24 protein-coding genes are annotated in these 25,831 nt (G+C 71.5%); 7 read left to right on the forward strand and 17 right to left on the reverse strand.

Going from position 1 to position 25,831, the window contains the following annotated elements; all coding sequences use genetic code 11:
• Positions 1 to 62: 62 nt before the first annotated feature.
• Positions 63 to 1,646: an MDR family MFS transporter gene (locus tag ACSHXN_RS18925; protein ID WP_355131049.1), complete on the reverse strand. Its 1,584-nt coding sequence runs from the start codon at positions 1,644 to 1,646 to the stop codon at positions 63 to 65.
• Between the two features lie 171 nt (positions 1,647 to 1,817).
• Here ACSHXN_RS18925 and ACSHXN_RS18930 point away from each other — a divergent pair, with 171 nt between their 5' ends.
• Positions 1,818 to 2,414 (forward strand): TetR/AcrR family transcriptional regulator, encoded by a 597-nt coding sequence (locus ACSHXN_RS18930; RefSeq protein WP_355131051.1) that lies wholly within the window; start codon positions 1,818 to 1,820, stop codon positions 2,412 to 2,414.
• Between the two features lie 7 nt (positions 2,415 to 2,421).
• Here the strand turns inward: ACSHXN_RS18930 and ACSHXN_RS18935 are convergent, their stop codons facing one another.
• Positions 2,422 to 3,111, reverse strand: coding sequence for a M23 family metallopeptidase (locus ACSHXN_RS18935; RefSeq protein WP_059132341.1), 690 nt, complete (start codon positions 3,109 to 3,111; stop codon positions 2,422 to 2,424).
• A gap of 823 nt (positions 3,112 to 3,934) precedes the next feature.
• On the reverse strand, positions 3,935 to 6,460 hold the full coding sequence (locus ACSHXN_RS18940) for an ATP-dependent Clp protease ATP-binding subunit (RefSeq protein ID WP_355131055.1): 2,526 nt from the start codon (positions 6,458 to 6,460) through the stop codon (positions 3,935 to 3,937).
• Positions 6,461 to 6,890: 430 nt separating this feature from the next.
• On the opposite strand from ACSHXN_RS18940, the gene ACSHXN_RS18945 reads away from it, so the two are divergent.
• On the forward strand, positions 6,891 to 7,484 hold the full coding sequence (locus ACSHXN_RS18945; protein WP_438303398.1) for an SCO3374 family protein: 594 nt from the start codon (positions 6,891 to 6,893) through the stop codon (positions 7,482 to 7,484).
• Here ACSHXN_RS18945 and ACSHXN_RS18950 read toward each other — a convergent pair.
• From ACSHXN_RS18950 to ACSHXN_RS18995, 10 genes are all read right to left on the reverse strand, one after another.
• Positions 7,463 to 7,801: a histone-like nucleoid-structuring protein Lsr2 gene (locus ACSHXN_RS18950; RefSeq protein ID WP_331265875.1), complete on the reverse strand. Its 339-nt coding sequence runs from the start codon at positions 7,799 to 7,801 to the stop codon at positions 7,463 to 7,465. The two genes, ACSHXN_RS18945 and ACSHXN_RS18950, sit on opposite strands and share 22 nt — an antisense overlap.
• Positions 7,802 to 8,052: 251 nt before the next feature.
• A complete protein-coding gene (locus tag ACSHXN_RS18955; RefSeq protein ID WP_115975989.1) occupies positions 8,053 to 8,586 on the reverse strand; it encodes an amino-acid N-acetyltransferase in 534 nt (177 codons plus the stop codon).
• A gap of 9 nt (positions 8,587 to 8,595) precedes the next feature.
• Entirely contained in the window at positions 8,596 to 9,108 is a 513-nt protein-coding gene (locus ACSHXN_RS18960) for a BlaI/MecI/CopY family transcriptional regulator (protein WP_438306480.1), read from the reverse strand.
• Positions 9,109 to 9,310: 202 nt separating this feature from the next.
• The gene (locus tag ACSHXN_RS18965; RefSeq protein WP_355131063.1) at positions 9,311 to 9,490 is read right to left on the reverse strand and encodes a hypothetical protein; all 180 of its coding nucleotides are present in this window, start codon (positions 9,488 to 9,490) and stop codon (positions 9,311 to 9,313) included.
• Between the two features lie 88 nt (positions 9,491 to 9,578).
• Positions 9,579 to 10,232 (reverse strand): hypothetical protein, encoded by a 654-nt coding sequence (locus tag ACSHXN_RS18970; protein ID WP_356296190.1) that lies wholly within the window; start codon positions 10,230 to 10,232, stop codon positions 9,579 to 9,581.
• 213 nt (positions 10,233 to 10,445) lie between these two features.
• Complete coding sequence (locus tag ACSHXN_RS18975) at positions 10,446 to 11,243, reverse strand: type III pantothenate kinase (protein ID WP_059133668.1); 798 nt, start codon at positions 11,241 to 11,243, stop codon at positions 10,446 to 10,448.
• A 5-nt stretch (positions 11,244 to 11,248) separates the two neighbouring features.
• Positions 11,249 to 12,226 (reverse strand): carboxylating nicotinate-nucleotide diphosphorylase, encoded by a 978-nt coding sequence (gene nadC, locus ACSHXN_RS18980; protein ID WP_355131067.1) that lies wholly within the window; start codon positions 12,224 to 12,226, stop codon positions 11,249 to 11,251.
• 5 nt (positions 12,227 to 12,231) lie between these two features.
• A complete protein-coding gene (locus ACSHXN_RS18985; protein WP_355131069.1) occupies positions 12,232 to 13,986 on the reverse strand; it encodes an L-aspartate oxidase in 1,755 nt (584 codons plus the stop codon).
• Positions 13,983 to 14,999 (reverse strand): pantoate--beta-alanine ligase, encoded by a 1,017-nt coding sequence (gene panC, locus ACSHXN_RS18990; protein WP_356296193.1) that lies wholly within the window; start codon positions 14,997 to 14,999, stop codon positions 13,983 to 13,985. Before panC ends, ACSHXN_RS18985 begins: the two co-directional genes overlap by 4 nt.
• Entirely contained in the window at positions 14,996 to 15,916 is a 921-nt protein-coding gene (locus ACSHXN_RS18995; protein ID WP_355131073.1) for a Rossmann-like and DUF2520 domain-containing protein, read from the reverse strand. The genes panC and ACSHXN_RS18995 overlap by 4 nt, the downstream gene beginning before the upstream one ends.
• A 207-nt stretch (positions 15,917 to 16,123) precedes the next feature.
• Here ACSHXN_RS18995 and ACSHXN_RS19000 point away from each other — a divergent pair, with 207 nt between their 5' ends.
• Entirely contained in the window at positions 16,124 to 17,392 is a 1,269-nt protein-coding gene (locus ACSHXN_RS19000) for a threonine aldolase family protein (RefSeq protein WP_383354105.1), read from the forward strand.
• A 434-nt stretch (positions 17,393 to 17,826) separates the two neighbouring features.
• Positions 17,827 to 18,933 carry a DUF5937 family protein gene (locus tag ACSHXN_RS19005; RefSeq protein WP_355131076.1) on the forward strand — a complete coding sequence of 369 codons (1,107 nt, stop codon included), beginning with the start codon at positions 17,827 to 17,829 and terminating at the stop codon, positions 18,931 to 18,933.
• Between the two features lie 19 nt (positions 18,934 to 18,952).
• On the opposite strand, the gene ACSHXN_RS19010 is transcribed toward ACSHXN_RS19005, so the two are convergent.
• The 3 genes from ACSHXN_RS19010 to ACSHXN_RS19020 form a co-directional block, all read right to left on the reverse strand.
• Positions 18,953 to 19,585 (reverse strand): AAA family ATPase, encoded by a 633-nt coding sequence (locus ACSHXN_RS19010; RefSeq protein ID WP_355131078.1) that lies wholly within the window; start codon positions 19,583 to 19,585, stop codon positions 18,953 to 18,955.
• Positions 19,586 to 19,631: 46 nt separating this feature from the next.
• Positions 19,632 to 20,303 (reverse strand): response regulator transcription factor, encoded by a 672-nt coding sequence (locus ACSHXN_RS19015; protein WP_355131080.1) that lies wholly within the window; start codon positions 20,301 to 20,303, stop codon positions 19,632 to 19,634.
• 62 nt (positions 20,304 to 20,365) lie between these two features.
• Positions 20,366 to 21,571: a sensor histidine kinase gene (locus ACSHXN_RS19020; RefSeq protein WP_355131082.1), complete on the reverse strand. Its 1,206-nt coding sequence runs from the start codon at positions 21,569 to 21,571 to the stop codon at positions 20,366 to 20,368.
• Between the two features lie 228 nt (positions 21,572 to 21,799).
• On the opposite strand from ACSHXN_RS19020, the gene ACSHXN_RS19025 reads away from it, so the two are divergent.
• The gene (locus tag ACSHXN_RS19025; protein ID WP_438303399.1) at positions 21,800 to 22,825 is read left to right on the forward strand and encodes an SAM-dependent methyltransferase; all 1,026 of its coding nucleotides are present in this window, start codon (positions 21,800 to 21,802) and stop codon (positions 22,823 to 22,825) included.
• On the opposite strand, the gene ACSHXN_RS19030 is transcribed toward ACSHXN_RS19025, so the two are convergent.
• The gene (locus ACSHXN_RS19030; protein ID WP_355131086.1) at positions 22,790 to 23,941 is read right to left on the reverse strand and encodes an NADH-quinone oxidoreductase subunit D; all 1,152 of its coding nucleotides are present in this window, start codon (positions 23,939 to 23,941) and stop codon (positions 22,790 to 22,792) included. The genes ACSHXN_RS19025 and ACSHXN_RS19030 overlap by 36 nt on opposite strands.
• A gap of 31 nt (positions 23,942 to 23,972) precedes the next feature.
• Between ACSHXN_RS19030 and ACSHXN_RS19035 the strand changes: the two genes are divergently transcribed.
• Complete coding sequence (locus ACSHXN_RS19035) at positions 23,973 to 24,464, forward strand: PH domain-containing protein (protein ID WP_355131088.1); 492 nt, start codon at positions 23,973 to 23,975, stop codon at positions 24,462 to 24,464.
• On the forward strand, positions 24,461 to 25,789 hold the full coding sequence (locus ACSHXN_RS19040) for a PH domain-containing protein (RefSeq protein ID WP_355795203.1): 1,329 nt from the start codon (positions 24,461 to 24,463) through the stop codon (positions 25,787 to 25,789). Before ACSHXN_RS19035 ends, ACSHXN_RS19040 begins: the two co-directional genes overlap by 4 nt.
• Positions 25,790 to 25,831 lie beyond the last annotated feature (42 nt).

Genomic DNA, 25,831 nt, shown 5'->3' on the forward strand with positions numbered 1-25,831 from the left:
GACGGAGGAAGGCCCCCGGGGCGGACGGCGCCGGGGGCCTTCGGGACCGGAGTCCGCGCGTGTCAGACGGCCTCTGCCACCGCCGGCTGCGCATCCGCGGCGTCCCCAGCCGCGGCCCCGGCCTGCTTGTCGTGCCCCGCGCCGCGCAGCGGGACCTCCTTCACGAACACCGCGGCCAGCAGCGCCGCCACCGCCACCACCGAGCCCAGCAGGAACGCGGAGTGCGTACCCGCCGAGACGGCGTGCTGATAGGCCTCGCGGGCGGCCTCCGGCAGCTTCTGCAGGCTCTTCGCGTCCAGCTGCGCGGACTGTTCGGTGACCTTCGACCCGAGTGCGCCCGCCCGCTCGGACATCACGTGCTGCACCCGGTTGTTGAACAGAGCGCCCATGATCGCGACGCCGAACGAGGAGCCGAGGGTCCGGGCGAGGGTCGTGGTCGACGAGGCCACACCCATGTCCCGCATCTCGACGCTGTTCTGCGCCACCAGCATGGTGATCTGCATCAGGCAGCCCATGCCGGCGCCCAGGACGGCCATGTACACACCCGAGGTGAAGCGGCTCGTCTCCGTGTCCATCCGGGAGAGCAGGAACAGACCCGCGATCATCAGCACACTGCCGGCCACGGGGAAGACCTTGTACCGGCCGCTGTTGGTGGTGACCCGCCCCGCGACCATCGACACGACGAGCATCGCGCCCAGCATGGGCAGGAGCAGCAGCCCGGAGTTGGTGGCGGACGCGCCCTGGACCGCCTGCTGGTACAGCGGGAGGAAGAGCACCGCGCCGAACATCACGAACCCGGTGATGAAACCGATCACGGACATCAGCGAGAAGTTGCGGCCGCGGAAGATGTGCAGCGGGACGACCGGCTCGGCGGCCTTCATCTGCCAGAACACGAACCCGATCAGGGTGGCGACGCCGATCCCGGTCAGCTCCATGATCCGCGCCGAGGTCCAGGCGTACTCGCTGCCGCCCCAGGTGGTCACCAGCACGATCGAGGTGATGCCGACGGTCAGCAGCCCGGCGCCTAGGTAGTCGACGCGGGCCTTGGTGCGCTTCCTGGGCAGGTGCAGTACGGCACTGACGGCGATCAGGGCCACCACGCCGAGCGGCAGGTTGATGTAGAAGGCCCAGCGCCAGCCCCAGTGGTCGGTGATGGTGCCGCCGACCAGAGGCCCACCGATCATGGCGAGCGCCATGATGCCGGCCATCATGCCCTGGTACTTGCCGCGCTCCCGCGGCGGGATCAGGTCGCCGATGATCGCCATGACACCGACCATGAGGCCACCGGCGCCGAGGCCCTGCACGGCACGGAAGCCGATGAGCTCGCCCATGTTCTGGGCCATGCCGCTGAGCGCCGAGCCGACCAGGAAGATCACGATCGACGTCATGAAGGAGCCCTTGCGCCCGTACATGTCGCCGAGCTTGCCCCACAGCGGCGTGGAGGCGGCGGTCGCGAGCGTGTACGCGGTCACCACCCATGCCAGGTGCTGCAGACCGCCGAGCTCGCCCACGATGGTCGGCATCGCGGTGCCCACGATCATGTTGTCGAGCATCGCGAGCAGCATCGCGATCATGAGCGCCAGCAGGACGACCCGCACGCTCCGTGGCTGCTTCTCGGCTTCCGCCGGTACCGCGCTGTCCGCCATCTTCCCCACTCCCCTGAGCACTGCGTGCCGTCGACCACTTACTTGCCGCCCGGCTAGTTCACTACACTGAGGGAAGGTAGTCCCGTAACTAGCCGGGCGTCAAGTAAGTTTCGGTGGGCCTGCCTGCCGACGGCGCATTGGGTTTTCCGGGAGCGCGAGGAGTTACGAGGGATGGGCGGCACCACCATGGACGGCACCAAGCGGCAGCGGCGCGGAGACACCCGCCAGCGCATCCAGGACGTGGCCCTCGAACTCTTCGCCGAGCAGGGCTACGAGAAGACGTCACTGCGCGAGATCGCCGAGCGGCTGGACGTCACCAAGGCCGCGCTCTACTACCACTTCAAGACCAAGGAAGAGATCCTGGTCAGCATCTTCGAGGACCTGTCCCGGCCGATCGACGAACTGATCGAGTGGGGCAAGGCGCAGCCGCACGGACTGGAGACCAAGCAGGAGGTCCTGCGCCGCTACAGCGAGGCGCTCGCCGGGGCGACCCCCCTCTTCCGCTTCATGCAGGAGAACCAGGCCACCGTCCGGGAACTGAGCATCGGCAGCCAGTTCAAGGACCGCATGCTGGAGATGCGCGACATCCTCAGGGACCCCGACGCGTCACTGACCGACCAGGTCCGCTGCATCAGTGCGCTGTTCACGATGCACGCGGGGATGTTCGTCCTGCAGGAGATGGAGGGCGACCCCGTGGACAAGCGCAAGGCCGTCCTCGAGGTCGCCATCGATCTGGTGACTCAGGCGCACTCGGGCACGCCCTCGTAGGGACGGGTCAGAGACCGACGCCCTTGGACCGCAGGTAGGCGACCGGGTCGACGGCGGAGCCGTAGTTCGGGGTCGTGCGGATCTCGAAGTGCAGGTGGGGCCCGCTGGAGTTGCCGGTGTTGCCGGAGAGCGCGATGTGCTCACCCCGGGTGACCGACTCACCCACGCGGACGTCGATCCGCGAGAGGTGGGCGTACTGGCTGTACATGCCGTTCGGATGCCTGATGACGATGGCATTGCCGTACGCCGGCCCGTCACCCGCGCCGTTCGGGCCGGCCTTGACGACCGTGCCGCTGAACGCCGAGGCGACACCCGTACCGCTCGGGACGGCGAAGTCCTGGCCGCTGTGGGTGGACTGCCACATGCCGCCGGCCTGGTTGAAGCTCGCGGACAGCGTGTAGTGCTTGACCGGACCCATCCAGGCGCCCGGCCGCATGGGAGCGGTGCGGGCGGGCTTCTTGGCCTCGGCAGGGCGGGCGGGAGCCTTCGCCTCGGCAGGACGGACGGGGGCCTTCTTCGCGTCGGCGGGGACCTTGGCCGCCACGGCTTCGGTGGCGGCCTTGCCCTCGGTGGCGCCGGCCGCGACCGCGACCCCGACTCCCAACACGGCCGAGGCCCCCACGCCGGCAGCCATTGCGGCCACTCGGGTGCGGAATCGGAACGTACGGGACGGCAGGGTCAGGGTGCGCTTCACCATCGGTACCTCGGAGGTCGGGGACTTGACCATCTCTTGGTAACCGCAGCACCGACCGAGACCAAAATGGCTGATCTACGACGATAGCTCGTACTCACCAGCAAAGAATCGGTAAGCTTGACAGATGGTTCCGATATCGGGCAATCGTCTGACTGGGGAGATTTCCGCATTCACACCCCGAAAAAGAGTGAGGAAAGTCCCTTTTGTCCGGAAACATGCCCGACTATGGCGCCTAGTACCGGCCAAACCCCTTGTGCGGCATGTCACCGGAGCCGTCCGCCGGGCCGACCATCCGTCACAGATCGGCTACGGCTGACGGGACGGTTTTCGGCGGCCGGGACAACCCCCGGCCCGGAACTCGATTCCCCCCCTTCCGTCCGGCCGGGTGAAGCCGTCCCGCCGCCCCGCCGCCCGTGCCCGTATCGCCGCGGCGATACGGGAAACACCGGGCGCCCGGCGCACGCGCGGGCGCCCGTGTCACGGTCCCCGGCCGCACCGGAGCATGCGTCGTGCCACCTCCCATCGGACCGGCCGTGGCAGACGGGCACCGCGCCCTGGATCCGCCCTCCCGACGCCTGGGACCAGCGCATCCCCGTCTCCGCGTAACCGGCACGGTTCCCCGCGCGGCCGCCCGGCAGCGGCCCGACGGCGGTGCCCTGGGCGCGCTGCGGCACGGCCCGCCGGACCCCGTCCAGGAGCCGGGCCGCCCCCCTGGTCCGGCTCTCTTTGTGGCCGTGCCGCCGGCGAAAGGCCGCGGGAAGCGCAAAAAGGGCTGCCCCGGGACCGAAGTCCCGGGGCAGCCCCGGCGGCGAAACCCGCTGAGGGGTTACGCCTCCTTGCTCAGGTTCGGGCCCGCGCCACCGGCCGCCTGCTCGATCGGCGGAACGTCCGGCAGTGCCGACTTCTCCTCACCGCGGAAGGTGAAGGTCTGGGTGTCGCCCTCGCCCTCCGTGTCCACGACCACGATGTGGCCGGGACGCAGCTCCCCGAAGAGGATCTTCTCGGACAGCGTGTCCTCGATCTCGCGCTGGATCGTGCGGCGCAGCGGCCGGGCGCCCAGCACGGGGTCGTAGCCCTTCTTCGCCAGCAGCTCCTTGGCGGACTGGGCGAGCTCGAGGCCCATGTCCCGGTCCTTGAGCCGCTCGTCGACCTTGCCGATCATCAGGTCGACGATCGCCAGGATGTCGGCCTGGGTCAGCTGCGGGAAGACGACCACGTCGTCCACACGGTTGAGGAACTCGGGCCGGAAGTGCTGCTTCAGCTCGTCCGACACCTTGTTCTTCATGCGCTCGTAGTTGCTCTTCGTGTCGCCGGCGGCGGCGAAGCCCAGGTTGAAGCCCTTGGAGATGTCCCGGGTGCCGAGGTTGGTCGTCATGATGATGACCGTGTTCTTGAAGTCCACGACCCGGCCCTGGGAGTCGGTCAGACGACCGTCCTCCAGGATCTGCAGCAGCGAGTTGAAGATGTCCGGGTGGGCCTTCTCGACCTCGTCGAAGAGGACCACCGAGAACGGCTTGCGCCGCACCTTCTCCGTCAGCTGACCGCCCTCCTCGTAGCCCACATAGCCGGGGGGCGAACCGAAGAGGCGGGAGACCGTGTGCTTCTCGCTGAACTCCGACATGTCGAGGGAGATCAGCGCGTCCTCGTCACCGAACAGGAACTCCGCCAGCGCCTTGGACAGCTCGGTCTTACCGACACCGGACGGGCCCGCGAAGATGAACGAACCACCCGGACGCTTCGGGTCCTTCAGGCCCGCACGCGTACGGCGGATCGCCTTGGAGAGCGCCTTGACGGCGTCCACCTGGCCGATGACCCGCTTGTGGAGCTCGTCCTCCATGCGGAGCAGGCGGCTGGACTCCTCCTCGGTGAGCTTGAAGACCGGGATGCCCGTGGCCGTGGCCAGGACCTCGGCGATCAGCTCGCCGTCGACCTCGGCGACGACGTCCATGTCGCCGGCCTTCCACTCCTTCTCCCGCTTGGCCTTCGCTGCCAGCAGCTGCTTCTCCTTGTCGCGGAGAGACGCCGCCTTCTCGAAGTCCTGGGAGTCGATGGCCGACTCCTTGTCCCGGCGGACGGCCGCGATCTTCTCGTCGAACTCGCGGAGGTCCGGCGGCGCGGTCATCCGGCGGATGCGCATCCGGGAACCGGCCTCGTCGATCAGGTCGATCGCCTTGTCCGGCAGGAAGCGGTCCGAGATGTACCGGTCGGCCAGGGTGGCGGCCTGGACCAGCGCCTCGTCCGTGATGGACACGCGGTGGTGGGCCTCGTAACGGTCCCGCAGGCCCTTGAGGATCTCGATCGTGTGCGGCAGGGACGGCTCCGCGACCTGGATGGGCTGGAAGCGGCGCTCCAGGGCCGCGTCCTTCTCCAGGTGCTTGCGGTACTCGTCGAGGGTGGTCGCACCGATGGTCTGCAGCTCACCGCGGGCCAGCATCGGCTTCAGGATGGAGGCCGCGTCGATGGCGCCCTCGGCGGCACCCGCACCGACCAGCGTGTGCAGCTCGTCGATGAACAGGATGATGTCGCCGCGGGTGCGGATCTCCTTGAGCACCTTCTTCAGGCGCTCCTCGAAGTCACCGCGGTAGCGGGAGCCGGCGACCAGCGCGCCCAGGTCGAGGGTGTAGAGGTGCTTGTCCTTGAGGGTCTCGGGCACCTCGCCCTTGACGATGGCCTGCGCCAGACCCTCGACGACCGCCGTCTTGCCGACGCCGGGCTCGCCGATGAGCACCGGGTTGTTCTTGGTCCGGCGGGACAGCACCTGCATGACCCGCTCGATCTCCTTCTCGCGCCCGATGACCGGGTCGAGCTTGGACTCGCGAGCGGCCTGGGTGAGATTCCGGCCGAACTGGTCCAGGACGAGGGAGGTCGAGGGGGTGCCCTCGGCCGGTCCGCCGGCGGTGGCGGTCTCCTTGCCCTGGTAGCCCGACAGCAGCTGGATGACCTGCTGGCGGACACGGTTGAGGTCTGCGCCCAGCTTGACCAGGACCTGGGCGGCGACGCCCTCGCCCTCACGGATCAGGCCGAGCAGGATGTGCTCCGTGCCGATGTAGTTGTGGCCCAGCTGAAGAGCCTCGCGGAGCGACAGCTCCAGGACCTTCTTGGCACGGGGGGTGAAGGGAATGTGACCTGAGGGCGCCTGCTGGCCCTGGCCGATGATCTCCTCCACCTGCTGGCGGACCGCCTCGAGCGAAATCCCGAGGCTCTCCAGGGCCTTAGCGGCGACACCCTCACCCTCGTGGATCAGGCCCAGGAGGATGTGCTCGGTGCCGATGTAGTTGTGGTTGAGCATCCGGGCTTCTTCCTGAGCCAGGACGACAACCCGCCGCGCGCGGTCGGTGAACCTCTCGAACATCGTTAATCGCTCCTCAGAGCGGTCAGGCAGTGAGGGGACGCTCCCCTCGCTGTCCTTCCGCAGCTTAGTCCCGCAAGCGGGGACCGCTCATTCCAACTGCCGACACCGTCCTTGGCCTCCTGACCCCGAACGCCGACATCTGCTCCAACCCGATGGTGCGAGACGATGTTCCCGCAGGCCAGGCAGTCACTCCACTCACCAGTACGCCTGTGGCGAACGCGAGACGGCCTTTTCTGCGGGTCGCCCCCTCCCACTAGGGATGTCTTACCCGTACGCACTGACACTCCATGCCGCGCGCACCGGTTCCCTCCGCTACGGGCGAACATCCTTGCGCCGCCGAACACCCCCGCATGCCCCTTTTTTCGGCACTCTGCGCACTGAGTTCGACACACAGCGTAACCCTGAACGGACTTCCGCTGTTGCTCCCGGCATGGTCCACACGGTGCCTCTCCCCCGAAGACCGCCCGACCCGAGCAGTGCGGTGCGCGACTGGTACGAGCAGGGGATGGGCTGGGCGACACTGCCCGGGGAGCCGGTGCGGCTGGCGACCGGGGTGCGCTTCGACGTCCTGGAGGTGCCCGCGGAAGCCGGGTCGGCCGTACTGCGGCATCTGGGGCCGGCCTCGCCGGTGGCGCGGCAGGGGGGCCGGCTGCGGCTGCTGGTGGCCGCGGGCAGTGCGGAGGAGTTGCCCGGGCTGCTCGAATGGCTGGAATGGGGCGCGCTGGCCCTGGATCTCACGGCGATCGGTGCGGGCGGGCACATGGAGGCTCCGCTGCCGCCGGGTCCGGCCGGCACCCCGAGAGCCCGGCCGCTCCCCCCGGGCCGGAACGAGTCACAGGGGGCCGCCGTGTGGCTGCGGCCCCCCGAGCCGGGGTGCGAGGTGGAACCTCTGCTGCCGACGCTGTCGGCCGTACGGGGCGGTGAGGGCGCCCCCGATCTGGTGCGTCTGGTCGACACGATGGCGACACAGTGCCACCGGGTCCGGCTGCTGCGCTCGTGCGCTCAGCCGTTCGCCTTCTCGTAGGCCTCGCGGATGCTCGCGGGGACGCGGCCGCGGTCGTTGACCTCGAGACCGTTCTCCTTCGCCCAGGCGCGGATCTGCGCGGTGTCCTGGCTGCCACCGGAAGCTGCGGCGCGAGCCTTGCCGCGTCCGCCCGACGCACGGCCTCCGGTACGACGGCCACCCTTCACATAGGGGTCGAGAAGGCCGCGGAGCTTGTCCGCGTTGGAGGTGGTGAGATCGATCTCGTACGTCTTGCCGTCCAGCGCGAACGTGACGGTCTCGTCCGCCTCGCCACCGTCGAGGTCGTCGACAAGAAGGACCTGAACCTTCTGTGCCACCGGATTTCCTTTCATCGATAACTTCAGGGCCGAGGATGCGCGGCATGTGCCGCCTGAATCGCGTCCCCTGTTATATGCAGTACTGCAGTACGTCGGAAAGCAAACCGCTTTTGCTGGAAAAACACAAACCCTAGGGGAGAGCCCGACCGCGCGCTCCGGAGACGGAAAGATGCGCGTTTCGGACATAGGGAACCCGGGCAAGGTCGTCGGGCTGAAGCGCGGCTGAATAGTCGACGGCGATCCCTTGGCGATCACAGATGCAGAAGCATCCGACTGTTGCCCAAGGTGTTCGGTTTCACTCGTTCGAGACCGAGGAACTCCGCCACACCCTCGTCATAGGAACGCATCAGCTCCGCGTACACATCGGTGTCCACAGGCGTCTCACCGATCTCCACGAAGCCGTGCTTCCCGAAGAAGTCCACTTCGAAGGTGAGACAGAAAACGCGGCGAACGCCGAGCCAGCGGGCGGTTTGCAGCAACTTCTCCAGCAACTGATGCCCGGCGCCCAGCCCCCTGGCCACGGGGTTCACGGCGAGAGTGCGGACTTCCGCAAGGTCTTCCCACATCACGTGCAGGGCGCCGCAGCCCACGACCTCGCCGTTGTCGTCGCGTTCCGCCACCCAGAACTCCTGGATGTCCTCGTAAAGCGTCACCGTCGCTTTGTCGAGCAGGATGCCGCGCCGGACGTAGGCGTCGAGGAGGAGCCGAACGGCCGGGACATCGCTCGTCCTGGCCCGTCGAACGGTGATGGCTTTTGCGGTGACTTCGGGGCGCTCTGCTGCCATGACCGGACGCTATCGCCCGGTGGGGTCCTCGGTGGCGTCGGGGTTCTTCTCGTCCCGCATCTCGGCGGGGTTCTTGCCGGGGTTCCCCCCGGGCTTCTCGCCCTCGCTCCCCGCGGGAGGACCCGGGGGCGCAGGGGATTCGGCGGATTCCGCCTCCGCGGGGGCGGTTTCGGTGCCAGAGGGCTCCCAACTGCTCTCCGGGCCCTGCACGATCCGTACCGCGTCCCTCAGCGCCTGCCGCTGTTCGTCACTCATCATGCCGAAGAAGGCGACGAGTGCGGCGGCCGGGTTGTCGCTCTGCGTCCAGGCGTCGTTCATCAGTGCGGCCGCGTAGGCGGCACGGGTGGAGACCGCCTCATATCGATAGGCGCGGCCTTCCGCCTCCCGGCGCACCCAGCCCTTCTGATGGAGATTGTCCAAAACGGTCATGACCGTGGTGTACGCGATGGAGCGTTCCTGCTGAAGGTCTTCCAGGACTTCTCGAACGGTCACCGGGCGGTTCCACTTCCACACCCGCGTCATGACCGCGTCTTCGAGTTCTCCCAATGGGCGAGGCACGTTCAGCACAATAGTGGGAGATGTCCCCCATGGCCCGCCGAACAAGCCCTTGAGCGACGAAGACCTACAAAAACGGCGTACGACTCGAAACCGTACGAGTCGTACGCCGGACGACAGAAGAGGACCCGTGGTGCGCGGGTGCCGCTCGGGCGGGCCCCGGGGCGGGTCAGACCTCGGCGTCGCGGGTGCCCTTGCTGACGCCCTCCGCGCGGGCGAGCGCCGCGTCGACGGCCGCGTCCTCCTTGGCCTTGTTGGCGCCGCCCTGGGTCTTCACGATCACCCTGATGAGCCCGACGAAGAAGACGGCCATGACGACCGGGGGCACGAGCGCGGAGACGTAGTCCATGCGTCCAGAGTAGCCAGGGCCCGTCCCATGTATCCCGGTCGGGTCGGTGTCGCACGGATCGGGGCAGGTACGGCACCCTCGGCGCGCGCTAGCCGACGGCGAGCTCCCGCTCCGCGTGCGGGGGCCCCGGCTTGCGCTTGGGCGGGAAGACCTCACCGGGGGTCGGGATGGGGCGCGTGGGGCGCGGCGACTGCGGGTCGGGACGCGGGGCGGGCTTCTCGGGCCGTTCAGCGGGCTTCTCCGCGGGCTTGCGGGCCGGCTTCTCGGCCGGTTCGTCGGCGCTCGCACGGCCGCCCGGGAGGGCCGTGAGGCGGGCCCGAGAGGCGGGAATGGCCGCCCGGGGCGGGACGAGGTGGGCACGCACGTCACGGTCGGCGAGGGTCCGGCAGCGGTCGAGGAGGGCCGCGGCGGCGGGGGTGCCACGCAGTGCGCGCAGGGCGGCGAGATCGTCCGGAACCGGGCGGTAGCCCGCACGCAGGGCATCCTCCAGCAGGGCCAGATAGCCGGTGGAGGCACCGGGAAGGGCGGCCCGGTAGCGCACGAGGTCCGCCAGCAGGAAGGCCCTCAGTCGGGCACCCTCCCGCACCGCCTCGTCGACGGAATCGGCGAGGCGGAGGCAGTCCTTGACGTCCTCGGCGGAAGCGGTGCGGGGGTGGAGGGCGAGGGCGAGGGCACGGCGGAGCACACGCAGCTCCTCCGCGCCGAACGCCAGGCCGCCACGGGATCCGTATGGCGTGGGCATGCGGCGACGCTACCGCTAATCGGACAAAATCGACCTAAAGGGGTGCCGTGTCGCTCTCCATTCCCTCAGGTGGGGGCGGGTACCGCCCTTCACCGCGGTAAGGAGTGCACACGGTCGGGGGCGGACGCGGCGCGGCCACGCGGCGGAACCGCGCACGGCACCGCTCCGCGTCCGTGCAGGGGCGCGAGCGCCCCACCCCCGTGACGGGCCGCCCTACATGCGTGACACGTTGCGTTCGTACACCAGCCGCAGGCCGATCAGCGTCAGCCAGGGCTCGTGTTCGTCGATCGCCGCGGCCTCGCCCAGCACCATCGGGGCCAGGCCGCCCGTCGCGATGACCGTGACGTCGTCCGGATCGTCCGCCAGCTCCCGGGCCATCCGGCTCACCACGCCGTCGACCTGTCCCGCGAAGCCGTACACGATGCCCGCCTGCATGGCCTCGACCGTGTTCTTGCCGATCACCGCGCGCGGCCGGGCCAGTTCGATCTTGCGGAGCTGGGCGCCCCGGACGCCCAGGGCCTCCACGGAGATCTCGATACCGGGGGCGATCACACCACCGGTGTACTCGCCGCGCGCGGACACCGCGTCGAACGTCGTCGCCGTGCCGAAGTCCACGACGATCGCCGGACCTCCGTAGAGCTCGACCGCCGCCACCGCGTTGATGATGCGGTCGGCCCCGACCTCCTTCGGGTTGTCCATCAGGATCGGGACGCCCGTCTTGATGCCGGGTTCCACCAGGACCGCGGGGACGTCGCCGTAGTAGCGGCGGGTGACCTCGCGCAGCTCGTGCAGCACGGACGGGACCGTGGAGCAGATCGCGATGCCGTCGATGCCGTCGCCCAGTTCCTCACCGAGGAGGGGGTGCATGCCCATGAGCCCCTGGAGGAGCACCGCCAGCTCGTCCGCCGTGCGGCGCGCGTCCGTGGAGATGCGCCAGTGTTCGACGATGTCCTCGCCGTCGAACAGACCCAGAACCGTGTGCGTGTTGCCTACGTCGATGGTCAGCAGCATGGCGCCTACTCCGCCGCTCTCAGGTCCAGGCCGATGTCCAGGATCGGGGACGAGTGGGTCAGCGCCCCCACCGCCAGGAAGTCGACGCCCGTGTCCGCGTACGCCCTGGCGTTCTGCAGGGTGAGCCGTCCCGATGCCTCGAGGAGGGCCCGGCCGTCGACGATGGCCACCGCCTCCTCGCACTCGCCCGGGGTGAAGTTGTCCAGCAGGATCAGGTCGGCGCCCGCGTCGACGACCTCGCGCAGCTGGTGCAGGGTGTCGACCTCGACCTCGATGGCCACGTCCGGGAACATCTCGCGGACCGCCTGGAATGCCTGCGCCACTCCGCCGGCGGCCACGACGTGGTTGTCCTTCACCAGCGCCGCGTCCGACAGCGACATGCGGTGGTTGACGCCGCCGCCGCAGCGGACCGCGAACTTCTCCAGGGCCCGCAGACCCGGCGTCGTCTTGCGGGTGTCCCGTACGCGCGTCCCGGTGCCCTCCAGGGCGTCCGCCCACGCGCGCGTCGCCGTCGCGATGCCGGACAGCCGGCACAGGAGGTTCAGCGCGCTGCGCTCGGCGGTGAGCAGATCGCGGGTGAGTGCGGTGACCGTCAGCAGCTTCTGACCGGCCTCCACCCGCTCTCCGTCGTCCACATGGCGCTCGACCTCGAACTCCTCGGAGCAGACCACCGAGATGACCGCCTCGGCCACTCTCAGGCCTGCCGCGACGCCCGCCTCGCGCGCGGTGAAGTCGCCCGTGGCGATCGCGTCCTCGGGGATCGTCGCGACCGTGGTCACGTCCACGCCGTGCGCCAGGTCCTCCTGGATGGCGACGTTGGCGATGTCCTCGACCTCCAGCGGGTCGAGCCCGGCGTCGGCCAGGATCTGGGCGAGCGCGGGGTCCAGCCCGCACTCCAGGTACTCCTCGTCGCCGTCCGCGCCGCAGGCACAGCCGTCGCCGCAGCCGCCGCTCGGGACGAGGGGAAGGTCGGGGGTGCTCACTTCTGTCACTGCTCCTGGGAACGCATGGCGGTGCCCGCTGCCCGGACCGGGCCGAGGGCTTGGGGGAGGGTCGGGGGGAAGTCTGCGGTGTCGGTGGTGCGTACGGCCAGCGTCCGGTCCGGGTTCAGCGTCACGACGATGTGCCGGTGCCAGTCGGTGTCGTCACGGTCGGCGTGGTCCTCGCGCCAGTGGCAGCCGCGGGTCTCCGCACGCAGCAGCGCCCCGGCGACCAGGACCCGGGCGACGCACAGGAGGTTGGTGGCCTCCCAGGTGTCGACGCCCGGCTCGGAGGTCTTGCCGTTCTCCTCGAGGGCGTCGCGCGCGTCGCTGTGCAGCCGCTGGAGACGGTCGCTCGCCTCCTGGAGCGAGCGCGCGGACCTGAGTACTCCGGCGCCGTCCGTCATGATCCGCTGAATGGCGAAGCGGTCCTCCGGGGCGAGCAGCGGATGCGCGGGCTTCTCCGGGTGCGGGACCGGTTCGGGCACGCGCGCGTGCAGCCCGCCCTCCGTCCGGCCGCGCGCGATGTCCGCCGCGATGCGCTCGGCGTAGACGAGGCCCTCCAGAAGGGAGTTGGAGGCGAGCCGGTTCGCGCCGTGGACGCCCGTGCAGGCGACCTCGCCGCACGCGTACAGGCCCGGCACGGTCGTCCTGCCCCGGGAGTCGGTGCGCACGCCGCCGGAGGCGTAGTGGGCGGCCGGAGCGACCGGGACGGGAGCGGTGACGGGGTCGATGCCGTGGGCGCGGCAGGCGGCGAGGATCGTCGGGAAACGGTGCTCCCACATCTCGGCGCCGAAGTGCCGGGCGTCGAGGAACATGTGCTCCGCGCCCTGCTCCTGCATACGGCGCGTGATGCCCTTGGCGACGATGTCCCTGGGCGCCAGCTCGGCCAGCTCGTGCTGCCCGACCATGAAGCGCACGCCGTCCGCGTCCACGAGATGGGCGCCCTCCCCGCGCACCGCCTCGGAGACCAGCGGCTGCTGGCCCTCCGCGTCCGGGCCGAGGAAGAGCACCGTCGGGTGGAACTGCACGAATTCGAGGTCGCTGACCTCGGCCCCGGCCCGCAGAGCGAGCGCCACGCCGTCGCCCGTCGACACCGAGGGGTTGGTGGTCGCGGAGAAGACCTGACCCATCCCACCGGTCGCGAGGATCACGGCGGGGGCGAGGACGGCGCCGACGCCGTCGTGCTGGCCCTCGCCCATGACGTGCAGGGTCACACCCGCGGTGCGGCCCTCGGCGTCCGTCAGCAGATCGAGCACCAGCGCGTTCTCGATCGTGCGCAGCCCGCGCGCGCGTACGGCCTCGACCAGCGCCCGGGAGATCTCGGCGCCGGTCGCGTCACCGCCGGCGTGCGCGATACGGCGGCGGTGGTGGCCGCCCTCGCGGGCGAGCTCGATGCCGCCCTCGCCGTCGGTGTCGAAGTGGGCGCCGGTGGAGATGAGCCGGCGCACCGCGTCCGGGCCCTCGGTGACCAGGATGCGCACCGCCTCCTCGTCGCACAGGCCCGCCCCCGCCACCAGCGTGTCCTCCAGGTGCTGTTCGGGGGTGTCGCCCTCCCCCAGGGCCGCCGCGATGCCGCCCTGCGCCCAGCGGGTGGAGCCGTCGTCCAGGCGGGCCTTGGTGACCACGACCGTCCTCAGTCCCGCCGCCTCGCAGCGCAGGGCCGCGGTGAGGCCGGCGACCCCGGAACCGACGACCACGACGTCCGCGGGGATGGACCAGCCCGGTTCGGGTGCGTGCAGTCGTATGCCTGTACTCGTCACGAGGCGGCTCCGTAGGGGTCGACGGGCTCGGGTGCTCCGAAGGAGAGAGGGAGGTTGTCGATCAGCCGGGTCGTCCCGACCCGGGCGGCGACGGCGAGGACCGCCTCGCCGGTGAAGTCGTCGGAGATCTCGGTGAAGTCCGAGGGATCGACCAGGGCCAGGTAGTCCAGGACCAGCGGCGGGTCCAGATGGGCCGCCTCGTCGAGGACGAGCCGGGCGGCGGCACGCACCGCGGAGGGACCACCGGGCACGGCCTTCGCGACCGCGTGCGCGTCGGCGGCGGCACGCGACTCGCCCAGTGCGCTCAGCGCCTCGGCGCGCGCGTGCGTGGAGGGCACCTCGCGGGCACGCGCGCGCAGCGCCTCCTGCGCGGCGTGCCGGTCCCGGCCCGCGAACAGGGCGCGGGAGAGGGTGAGGGCGGTGTACCGCTCGTCGGGCGCCAGGTAGCGGTTGCGGCTGGACAGCGCCAGGCCGTCGTCCTCGCGCACGGTGGGCACCCCGACGATCTCCACGCCGAAGTTCAGGTCGCGCACCATCCGGCGGATCAGGGCGAGCTGCTGGGCGTCCTTCTGCCCGTACAGGGCCACGTCGGGACGGGTGAGATGCAGAAGCTTGGCGACGACGGTGAGCATGCCGTCGAAGTGGCCGGGGCGGGAAGCACCTTCGAGCCGCTCCCCCATGGGCCCCGCCGAGATCCGTATCCGGGGCTCGCCACCGGGGTAGACCTCGTCCACGGAGGGGGCGAACACCACGTCCGCGCCGGCCTGCTCGGCGATCTTCAGATCGGCGTCCAGGGTGCGGGGGTAGCGGTCGAGGTCCTCCCCCGCGCCGAACTGCAGCGGATTGACGAAGACGGTGACGACGACCTCGCCCTCGTCCCCGGCGATCGACCGGGCGTCGCGGATCAGGGTGGCATGGCCCTCGTGCAGTGCGCCCATGGTCATCACGACGGTACGACGGCCGTGCCGCACGCGCGCGTGCAGTTCGTCGGCGGTGTGCAGCAGGGTGGTCATCGGGCGCTCCCCTCGGTCCCGTCGGCGAGTACCCCGAGCAGGTCCTCCGCCAGCTCGGGCTTGAGCAGGCCGTGGCCCAGGGCCCGGTCGGCGGTCGCACGGGCCATCGCCAGATAGCCGGCGACGGTGCCCGGGGAGTGCTTGCGCAACTCGGCGACGTGCGCGGCGACCGTGCCCGCGTCGCCGCGCGCGACCGGGCCGGTCAGGGCCGCGTCGCCGGAGCGCAGGGCGTTGTCGAGGGCGGCGCCGAGCAGCGGGCCGAGCATGCGGTCGGGGGCTTCGACGCCCGCCGAGCGCAGCAGCTCCATGGACTGGGCGACCAGCGTGACCAGGTGGTTGGCGCCGAGGGCCAGGGCCGCGTGATAGAGGGGCCGCATGTCCTCGGCGATCCACTCCGGCTCGCCGCCCATCTCGATCACGAGCGCCTCGGCGGCCAGCCGCAGCTCCTCGGGCGCCGTGACCCCGAAGGAGCACCCGGCCAGGCGCTGGACGTCCACCGGGGTGCCGGTGAAGGTCATCGCGGGATGGAGGGCGAGCGGCAGCGCCCCGGCCCGCAGGGCGGGGTCGAGCACCTTGGCGCCGTACCGTCCGGAGGTGTGCACGAGCAGGTGGCCGGGCCGTACGGCTCCGGTCTCGGCCAGCCCCTCCACGAGCCGGGGCAGCGCGTCGTCCGGCACGGTCAGCAGGACCAGGTCGGCACGCTCCAGGACGTCCGCGGGCGGGACCACCGGCACGTCCGGAAGCATCGCCGCGGCCCGCCTGCGGGAGGTGTCGGAGACACCGGAGACGGCGACCGGGCGGTGCCCGGCGAGCTGCAGCGACGCGGCGAGGGCGGGCCCGACACGGCCGGCGCCGACCACGCCCACGGTGAGCCGCGCGGGGCGGTCCCTCGGGTCCGGCTGTTGGAATGTACTCACTCGACGGTGGCCTTCCCGTTCCAGTCCGCTCCGGGTACCGGACGATTTCTCGTCATGTTAACGCGATTGGCTCCCGGGCCGTTCGGGCCGTCCACAGCCTGTGGGTTTTCGCAGGTCGTGCGCGTCGAGGAAATCGGGGGTGACCGGCGGCGCCGGCGCACGGCATGATCCCGGCGTGAGGACGAGGTGACGAGGGCGGACGGGGACATGACGCAGACGACGGACGGGAGCCGGGTTCCGGCGGCAGGGCAGGGGCAGGACGGACCGGGGCCGGCCCCCGCTCCCGACGGACGGGAGGAGCGGTCGACGCCGGCCGCCGACGAGCCGGGGCGCCTGCGCGCGCGCCGGGCCGCCGCGCTGAGGAGCGCGGACCACGTGCTGGCACGTCCGGGCGGCCTGGGGACGCTCCGCGAACGGCTGGCGCTGCTGGACGGCGTGCAGGACCTGTACGACCTGGACGAGACCGCGGACATCTACGGCTCCGGAGTCGTCGAGGCACTGGAGACGAAGGTCGCCGGGCTGCTAGGCAAGGAGGCCGCCGCCTTCTTCCCGACGGGCACGATGGCCCAGCAGGTGGCCCTGCGCTGCTGGGCGGGACGCACCGGCAACCCCACCGTGGCCCTGCACGCGCTCGCCCACCCCGAAGTGCACGAGCGGAAGGCGCTCAGCGAGGTCAGCGCCTTGCGCCCGGTCCAGGTGACGAGCGAGCCCCGGCAGCCGACCGCCGACGAGGTCCGCGACTTCGAGGAGCCGTTCGGCGCTCTGATGCTGGAGCTCCCCCTCAGGGACGCGGGTTTTGTGCTGCCGACCTTCGCAGAGCTGACCGAGGTCGTCCGGGCCGCGCGCGAGCGGGACGCGGTGGTGCACTTCGACGGCGCGCGCCTGTGGGAGACCGAAGTCCACTTCGGCCGCCCGCTCGACGAGATCGCGGAGCTCGCGGACAGCGTCTATGTGTCGTTCTACAAGTCCCTCGACGGGTTCGGCGGCGCGGCGGTGGCAGGCCCCAGGACGTTCGTGGAGGAGGCGAAGACCTGGCGGCACCGCTACGGAGGCCTTGTCTTCCAGCAGTTCCCCACGGTGCTGTCGGCCCTCGCCGGCCTGGAGCGTCAGCTGCCCCGCCTGCCGGAGTACGTGCGGCACGCGCGCGTGGTCGCCGCGGCGCTGCGCGAGGGGTTCGCCGCGGCCGGGCTGCCGTGGGCCCGGGTGTTCCCCGAGGAGCCGCACACCCATGAGTTCCAGGTCTGGCTGCCCGGCGACCCGGACGCCCTTGCGGAGGCCGCCGCACGGCAGGGCGAGGAGACCGGCAGGCTCCTGTTCGCGGGCGCCTGGCACCGCGGCGGCCCGGGCCTCGCCTTCACGGAGGTCTCCGTACGGGCCGAGGGTCTGGCCTGGACGGCGGACGACGTGAGGGCGGCGGTGAGCGACTTCGTGGAGCGGCTGCCGACGGCCGGGAGCCGGGCGCCGAGGCGCCGGTGACGCAAGCGCGGACGGGACGACCGGGGCACCGCACGTCCCGGCGCGGTTCGGGCCCCGGGCGGTACGGATGTGCACGGCGGCCTTGCCGCCACCCGGTCAGGGCCGCCCGCAGCCGTCCTCGCGCGGGACGGCCCGCGAGGACGGCGCGGAACCGGCGCCGGTCGTGCAGTTCGCGCACGGGCCACCGGTCGTGGGCACCGGGCGGGGGCGGGGCGGGCTCGCCGCGCTGCGCAGCGACGGCTGGTGTCGAGCAGATATTGCCGGGTGACGCTCATTGGCGGATCGCCTCTTCGGGGGTGACGACAGGGATCCGTAGGCTCCGCGGCCGCCCCGGGGGCATCAGGTCGACTGCCGTCGGGGCGCGGCGTCGCGACGATTGACGAGCACCGTCAAGCGAGGGCCGCGATGTCGGTGACACGGTGCACCATGAGGTCATGAGCGTGGACATCGACATCACCGGGCTGCGGCCGGAGCAGATCGCCGTGGTGGCCTCACCCCTGGCCGAGCTCGGGATGGCCCTCCACGCGCTGTCCGAGCCCGGTCACCATCCCGGGCTCCAGGGCTGGGCGACCACGGTGACCGCCGGCCTCGACTCGCATCTCGCCGACCGGATGTCCGAAGCCGACTTCCTGTGGCGCACCACGTACTCGGACCTCTTCCTGCCGTACGCGGGCCTACCCGGTCGGTGCACGCTCCCCGGTGCCGGCCTCGCCGAGGACCTGGACCTGCTGGACAAGCTCAGCGACGAGCAGTTCGTGGACGCGGCGCTCGAGTTCACCTGCGCACTGCCGTACAGCGTGCCCGGTCCCGCCGCGCTCGCCGACGCGGAAGCCCGCCGCCGCGCCCTGGAACTGGCCGCCGCCCGCGGACCGCAGCAGCTGCGCTTCACCGAGCGGCTGCTGGCCGACCCGCCGCGGACCCGGGCCTGGCTCCGGCAGTTCCTGGAGGACTGCGACGCGGCCTTCTTCGCCGACACCTGGTCCCGGCTGCGGCACCAGCTCGCGGCGGACGCCCGCCACAAGACGGACCTGCTGCGCCGCAAGGGCCTGGCCGAGGCACTGACCTCGGTGTCCTCCGCGGTGACCCTCGACGAGGCCGGGGCCCGGATCGTCGTCGACAAGCTCGGCAGCGGCCGCAGCGCCACGATGGACGGCGGCCTGCTGCTCGTCCCGACCAGCCTGGGCCGGCCGCATCTGATGGTGCTGCACCGCTATGGCTGGCAGCCCGTGCTGCACTACCCGGTCAGCCACCCGGAGCCAGCCGCCCCGCCGTCGGTGGAGCAGCTGACCCTGCGGCTGGCGGCCCTGTCCCACCCGATGCGGATGCGCATGTGCCGCAGTCTGGCCCGCAGCGCCTTCACGACGGGCGAGCTGGCCCAGATCCACGGCATGACGGCACCCGAGATATCCCGGCACCTCAGCGCCCTGAAGAAGGCGGGCCTGCTCACCACCCGCCGCCGCGGCCGGTACGTCCTGCACCAGCTGGACGTGTCCGCGGTGGCCCGGCTGGGGAGTGACTTCCTGGAGGGACTTCTGCGATAGCCGCCGCGCGACGGGACACTCAGTCGAAGCGGATGTGCCGGAGCCCGACCTTCGCCTGCCGCAGCCGGGTGCGCAGGGCCCCGTCGTTGTTGGGCCTGAGCGTGAGCCCGGCCAGCACGGCGATCCGGTCCGCCGTCTTCGGCACCGTGGAGTGGTCCGTCCACAGGTGCTCGGCGAACTCCGGTTCACGCAGCCGCTCCAGGCAGTGGTCCAGCTGCTGGACGGCCCAGCTCTCCCCGCGCAGCGTGGATCCCTTGCCGGCGACGTACTGCAGGACGTGCCCGAAGCCGCGCTCCCGGAGCCGTTCCAGCACGGTCTCGCGCTGTGCGAGCAGTGCGAAGTGCCGTACGTCGTGGCCCAGTTCGCGCAGTCGCCCGATCGTCTCCGCGAAGTAGTCCGGGTCCGTGACCGTCATGGGGACGATGACCGCACCCTCGTGCTCGGTCAGCGCCAGGTCGAGCACCTCGACCACGCCCTGCCGCCAGGACGCCAGGTCCTGGAAGTTCCCGCGCAGTTCGGGCGGCAGCATGCGGCGCAGTCCGAATCCGGCGTCCTCCGGATCGCAGATGACGCTGCCGGGCAGACGCCTGCGTATCTCGTGTGCGGTCTGTGTCTTGCCGCCCCCGAAGGGGCCGTTGATCCACAGGAGCATGCGCCGACCCTAGTGGTCGCCGGTGCCCCGGCGACCACACGGTGGCTCAACCGTGTCCGCCCGCCCGTACGAGACCGGTCTCGTACGCGAGGACGACCACCTGCACCCGGTCCCTGAGCCCCAGTTTCGTCAGGATGCGCCCGACATGGGTCTTCACGGTCGCCTCCGACAGCACGAGCCGGGCCGCGATCTCCCCGTTCGACAGGCCCTGCGCGACCAGCACCATGACCTCGCGTTCGCGGTCGGTGAGCCGTTCCAGCTCCTTGTGCCGCGGCTCGGTGGTGCCGCCCGGCAGCATCGGCGCGAACCGGTCGAGAAGTCGGCGTGTGGTGGACGGAGCGACCACGGCGTCCCCGCTGTGCACCGCGCGGATGGCGGCGAGCAGTTCACCCGGCGGCACGTCCTTGAGCATGAACCCGGAGGCGCCCGCCTTCAGCCCGGAGAACGCGTACTCGTCGAGGTCGAAGGTGGTCAGGATCAGCACCTTCGGGGGGTTGGACTCCGAGCAGATGCGGCGGGTGGTCTCCACCCCGTCCAGTTTCGGCATGCGCACATCCATCAGAACCACGTCCACCTCGGTGGCGCGCAGCACCTGAAGGGCCTCGACACCGTCGCCCGCCTCCGCGACGACCTCCATGTCCGGCTGGGCGGCCAGCACCATCCGGAACCCGGTGCGCAGCAGCACCTGGTCGTCGACGAGCATCACGCGGATCGGCATGGGGGTCCTCCGGTCGGACTTCAGCGGGTCGGGTCGTGGGCGGGCGGTCGCGGGTGCACGTGTCAATGGGCCGGTTTGAGCGGCAGCAGGACGCTGATGCGGAAGCCTCCCCCGGGGCGGGGGCCCGCGTCCAGGGTCCCGCCGACCATGCCCACCCGCTCGCGCATGCCGATCAGGCCGTGGCCCTGCCCGTCGGCGCCGCCCTCCTCGTACAGCTCGTGCGGGGCGCCCTTGCCGTCGTCCTCGACGAGCAGCCCGAGGCCGTCGTCGAAATAGACCAGGCGCACACTGGCGCCCGCGTTGGGCCCCCCGTGCTTGCGCGTGTTGGTGAGCGCCTCCTGGACGATGCGGTACGCCGTGAGCTCCACGCCGCTGGGCAGCGGACGCGGGGTGCCCTCCACCTTGAAGTCCACGGGCAGGCCCGCGCTGCGGCACTGCTCGACGAGCTCGTCGATCTGCTCGACGTCGGGTTGGGGAACGTACTCCCCGGCCTCCTTGTGCTCGCCGGTGCGCAGCACGCCGAGCAGGCGGCGCATCTCGGCGAGGGCCTGCCGGCCCGTCCCCGAGATCGTCTCCAGCGCCTTCTTCGCCTGGTCGGGGGCCGTGTCGAGGACGTACGCCGCGCCGTCCGCCTGCACCACCATCACCGAGACGTTGTGGGCGACCACGTCGTGCAGCTCGCGGGCGATACGGGCGCGCTCCGCCGCGACCGCGACCTTGGACTGCGCCTCGCGCTCCTTCTCCAGCCGGGCGGCGCGTTCCTCCAGCTGGGCGAGGTACGCGCGGCGGGTGCGCAGCGAGTCCCCGAGCACCCAGGCGAGGGCGAAGGGCACGGTCTTGAAGACGGCTATCGCGATATTGCCCAGGACGCTCGTGCGCTCCTCCGGCCAGCGCACCTGGGCCATGGTCCCGGCCACCAGGCCGGCGACCAGGCCGGCGCGTGAGGCCCAGGCGGCGCCGTCCGCGGCGACCGTGTAGATGATCACCAGCATGGCGAAGTCGGCGATGATCGCCTGCTGGTCGAGGACCAGCTGCGCCAGCCCCATCGCCGCGGCCACGAGAAGCATCTTCTCGGGCATACGGCGGCGCAGCGCGACGACCGTGCAGAGCACGGCGGACACCGCGAGCGCGACGGGGAGCGATCCGTGGTAGTTCGGCGCCCCGTCGAGGTTCGTCACGCTCACGCAGGAGAGCCCGAACAGGACGACGGCCCAGAAGCCGTCGACCCACGTCGGGTGCCTGCGGAGGAAGTCATAGAGGCGCTGCACGTGACCCAGCGTAGGGAAGCGCACTGCGTGCATGGGTCAACCGGAGGGTCGATCCCGGGCGGACACGTGTACTCCGCAAGGTGGATGCTCCGTGATCCCGGACGGCTGGAGATGCGCGGATACCGGACGGCCGGAGGTGCGCGCGCCCGGGGCGCGGGCCGCGCGCGCCGGGCGGCTACGGCCCCACCGGTGTCCGCGCCCCGCCCGCACCCGGCCTAGCCTGGCCCGGTGGCACACGAGGGCGACGGCGAGTGGCGTGGATGGCGGGCGGCTGCCGAGGAGGCGCTGTACGGGGCTGACGGGTTCTACCGGCGGCCCGAGGGACCGGCGGGGCACTTCCGTACCTCCGTGCACGCCTCACCGCTCTTCGCCGGCGCCGTGGCCCGGCTGCTGTGCCGGGTCGACGAGGCCCTGGGCCGTCCCGCCGTGCTGACGTTCGTGGACATGGCGGCCGGCCGGGGCGAGCTGGTCACCGGCGTCCTCGACGCGCTGCCCCCGGAGGTGGCCGCCCGCACGCGCGCGTGCGCCGTGGACGTCACCGGCCGCCCCGACGGCCTCGGTCCCGGGATCGAGTGGCTCGACGAGCCCCCGCAGCGGATCACCGGGCTGCTGTTCGCCAACGAGTGGCTCGACAATGTGCCGCTCGAGGTCGTGGAGGCGGGACCCGACGGGGCGGCCCGGCTGGTCCTCGTACGGGAGGACGGCACCGAGCGCCTCGGGGAGCCCGTGCAGGGCGCGCAGGCCGACTGGCTGGAGCGCTGGTGGCCGCTGTCCGCCGAGGGGTGCCGCGCCGAGATCGGCCTCCCCCGGGACACCGCCTGGTCCGCCGCGGTCGCCACGGTGGACCGTGGGCTCGCCGTCGCCGTCGACTACGCGCACCGCGAGGACGCCCGGCCGCCCTTCGGGACGCTCACCGGCTTCCGCGGGGGCCGGGAGACCGCCCCCGTGCCCGACGGGTCCTGCGACATCACCGCACATGTGGCACTGGACGCGTGCGCCCTGCCCGGGGCTCGGCTGCTGACCCAGCGGGCGGCCCTGCACGCTCTCGGGATCTCCGGCGCACGCCCCCCGCTCACGCTCGCCTCGACGCATCCGACGGCCTATGTGCACGCCCTCGCCCAGGCCGGGGCGGCCGCCGAGCTCACCGCGTCCGGGGGCCTCGGCGACTTCGGCTGGCTGCTCCAGCCCGTCGGGCTCCCGGGCGCCTCTCTCGGGGGGCTACTTGTCGATGTCCCCGACCACGAAGAACATTGACCCCAGGATGGCCACCATGTCGGCGACCAGCGTCCCCGGCAGCAGCTCGGTGAGCACCTGGATGTTGTTGTACGACGCGGAGCGCAGCTTCAGCCGGTACGGCGTCTTGTCGCCCTTGCTGACCAGGTAGTAGCCGTTGATGCCGAGCGGGTTCTCGGTCCAGGCGTAGGTGTGGCCCTCGGGAGCCTTGAGCACCTTGGGCAGCCGCTGGTTGATCGGACCCGGCGGCAGCTCGGCCAGCCGGTCCAGACAGGCGTCGGCCAGGTCGAGCGCGTTGTGCGTCTGCTCCAGAAGGCACTCGAAGCGGGCCAGGCAGTCACCCTCCTGGCGGGTGACCACCTTCAGTGTGCCCTGAAGCTCCGGGTAGGCCAGGTACGGCTCGTCACGGCGCAGGTCGAAGTCCACACCGGAGGCGCGCGCGATCGGCCCGCTCACCCCGTACGCGTGCACGGCCCGCGGTGCGAGGACGCCGACCCCGCGCGTGCGGCCCCGGAAGATCTCGTTGCCGAGCACGAGGTCGTCGAACCGGTCCATGCGCGAGCGCACATCGGCGACGACGGTACGGGCGCGTTCCGTCCAGCCCGCGGGCAGATCCTCCTTCAGGCCGCCCACCCGGTTGAACATGTAGTGCATGCGCCCGCCGGAGATCTCCTCCATGACGTGCTGGAGTTCCTCGCGCTCGGAGAAGGCGTAGAAGATCGGGGTGATCCCGCCCAGTTCCAGCGGGTACGAGCCGAGGAACATCAGATGGTTCAGGACCCGGTTGAGCTCCGCGAGGAGTGTGCGCATCCACACCGCGCGCTCGGGGACCTCCATGCCGAGCATCCGCTCCACGGCGAGCACCACGCCCAGCTCGTTCGAGAAGGCGGACAGCCAGTCGTGGCGGTTGGCGAGCATGACGATCTGGCGGTAGTCGCGCGCTTCGAACAGCTTCTCCGCACCGCGGTGCATATAGCCGATGACCGGCTCCGCATGAATGATCCGCTCTCCGTCCAGCACGAGCCGCAACCGCAGCACACCGTGCGTGGAGGGATGCTGGGGCCCGATGTTGAGCACCATGTCGGTGCTCTCCGCGGCGCCGCCGATCCCGACCATGGTCTCCGTCGTAGGAGTCATGGACACAGTCTCTCGTACGTACGCTTGCGGCATGGAGATGGGGAGTGTGGGGACGGCCGCCGAGCCCGCCTGGACCGGGCTGCCGCCGGGACTGCTGCGGATGCGGCGGCTGCTGCTGGTGGTGTGGCTGGGACTGCTGACCGCGGCCGTGGGACTGCTCCTGGGGATGTTCGCCGGGCCGGTCTGGGCGCTCCTCGCGCTGCTGCCGCTGGCGCTGCTGCTGTCGGGCTGGGTCATGCTGGGCCGCAACTGGCGGTCCTGGCGCTACGCCGAACGGGCCGACGACCTGCTGATCAGCCGGGGCGTGCTGTGGCGGGAGGAGACGGTGGTGCCGTACGGGCGCATGCAGCTCGTCGAGGTCACCTCCGGACCCGTGGAGCGGCATTTCGGGCTGGCGAGCGTGCAGCTGCACACGGCCGCGGCGGCGACGGACGCCACCATTCCGGGCCTGGAACCGGCCGAGGCGGAACGCCTGCGGGACCGGCTGACCGTGCTCGGCGAGGCCCGGTCGGCGGGGCTGTGAGCACGCCCGCGGCAGAGCCCGCCATACCCCGCCCGCAGGAGGCGACCGAGCGGCGGCTGCACCCCGTGACCCCGCTGCGGCGCGCCTGGGCGCCGGTCACCGTGGTCGTCGGCTGGGCCGTGCACGATCCGGGCCAGGCACAGGAGCAGCTGACGAAGCTGACCGCGGCCACACTCCTCGCAGGTCTCGCCGCACTCGTCCTGGCCGCCGCCCTGTACGGCTTTCTGACCTGGTGGTTCACACACTTCGCGGTGACCGAGACCGAACTGCGCATCCGCACGGGCCTGTTGTTCCGCCGCACGGCACACATACGTCTGGACCGGCTGCAGGCCGTCGACGTCACCCGGCCGCTGCTCGCCCGCATCGCCGGCGTCGCCAAGCTGAAACTGGACGTCATAGGCACCGCCAAGAAGGACGAACTCGCCTATCTCGGCGAGGCCGAGGCCCGGCGGCTGCGGGCCGAACTCCTCGCCCGTGCGGCCGGTTTCGCCCCCGAGACGGCGCACGAGGTGGGCGAGGCACCGGCCCGCACGCTGCTGCACGTGCCGCCGCGCATGCTGGCGGTCTCCCTGCTGCTCACCGGTGCGACATGGGGCCCGCTGGTGGCCGCGCTCGTCGTGCCGACGGTGCTGTGGTTCGTCACCCACAGCCTGTGGACGGTCTTCGCCGTCGGGGTACCGCTCGCCGGCGCCGCCACGCGGAGCGCGGGCCGGTTCGCCGGCTCCTACGACTGGACGGTGGGCGAGTCGCCGGACGGGCTCCGCATCGACCACGGTCTGCTCGACCGCGCCCACGAGACCGTGCCGCCGGGCCGGGTGCAGGCCGTACGCATCGTGGAACCGCTGCTGTGGCGGCGGCGCGGCTGGGTGCACGTCAGGCTGGACGTGGCCGGCTCCTCCAACTCCGTGCTCGTACCGGTCGCCCCGCGCGAGGCAGCCGAGGCGGTGATCGCCCGGGTGCTGCCCGGGGTGACCGTGCCGTCGTCGCTGTCCCGGCCGCCGCGCCGCGCGGGCTGGTGCGTCCCGTTCTGGTGGCGCGGCCAGGGACTGGCCGTCACGGACACGGTCTTCGCCGCCCGGCGCGGCCTGCTGCGCCGCAGTCTGTCCCTGGTCCCCCATGCGAAGGTGCAGAGCGTACGGCTCACGCGGGGGCCCTGGGAGCGGCTTCTGAGGGTCGCCGACATCCATGTCGACACCGGTGCCAACAAGACGGTGACGGCGCGCCTGCGGGACGTCGAGGAGGCGCAGGCGCTGTTGTACGCCCAGGCGGACCGGTCGCGCACGGGGCGCCGTGACGCCGGGCCGGACCGGTGGATGGCCTCCTAGACGAAGGCGGGGACGGCGAAGGGCGGCGGCACATCGTGTGCC

The organism is Streptomyces sp. HUAS TT11 (genome assembly GCF_051553595.1).
Taxonomy (GTDB): Bacteria; Actinomycetota; Actinomycetes; order Streptomycetales; family Streptomycetaceae; genus Streptomyces.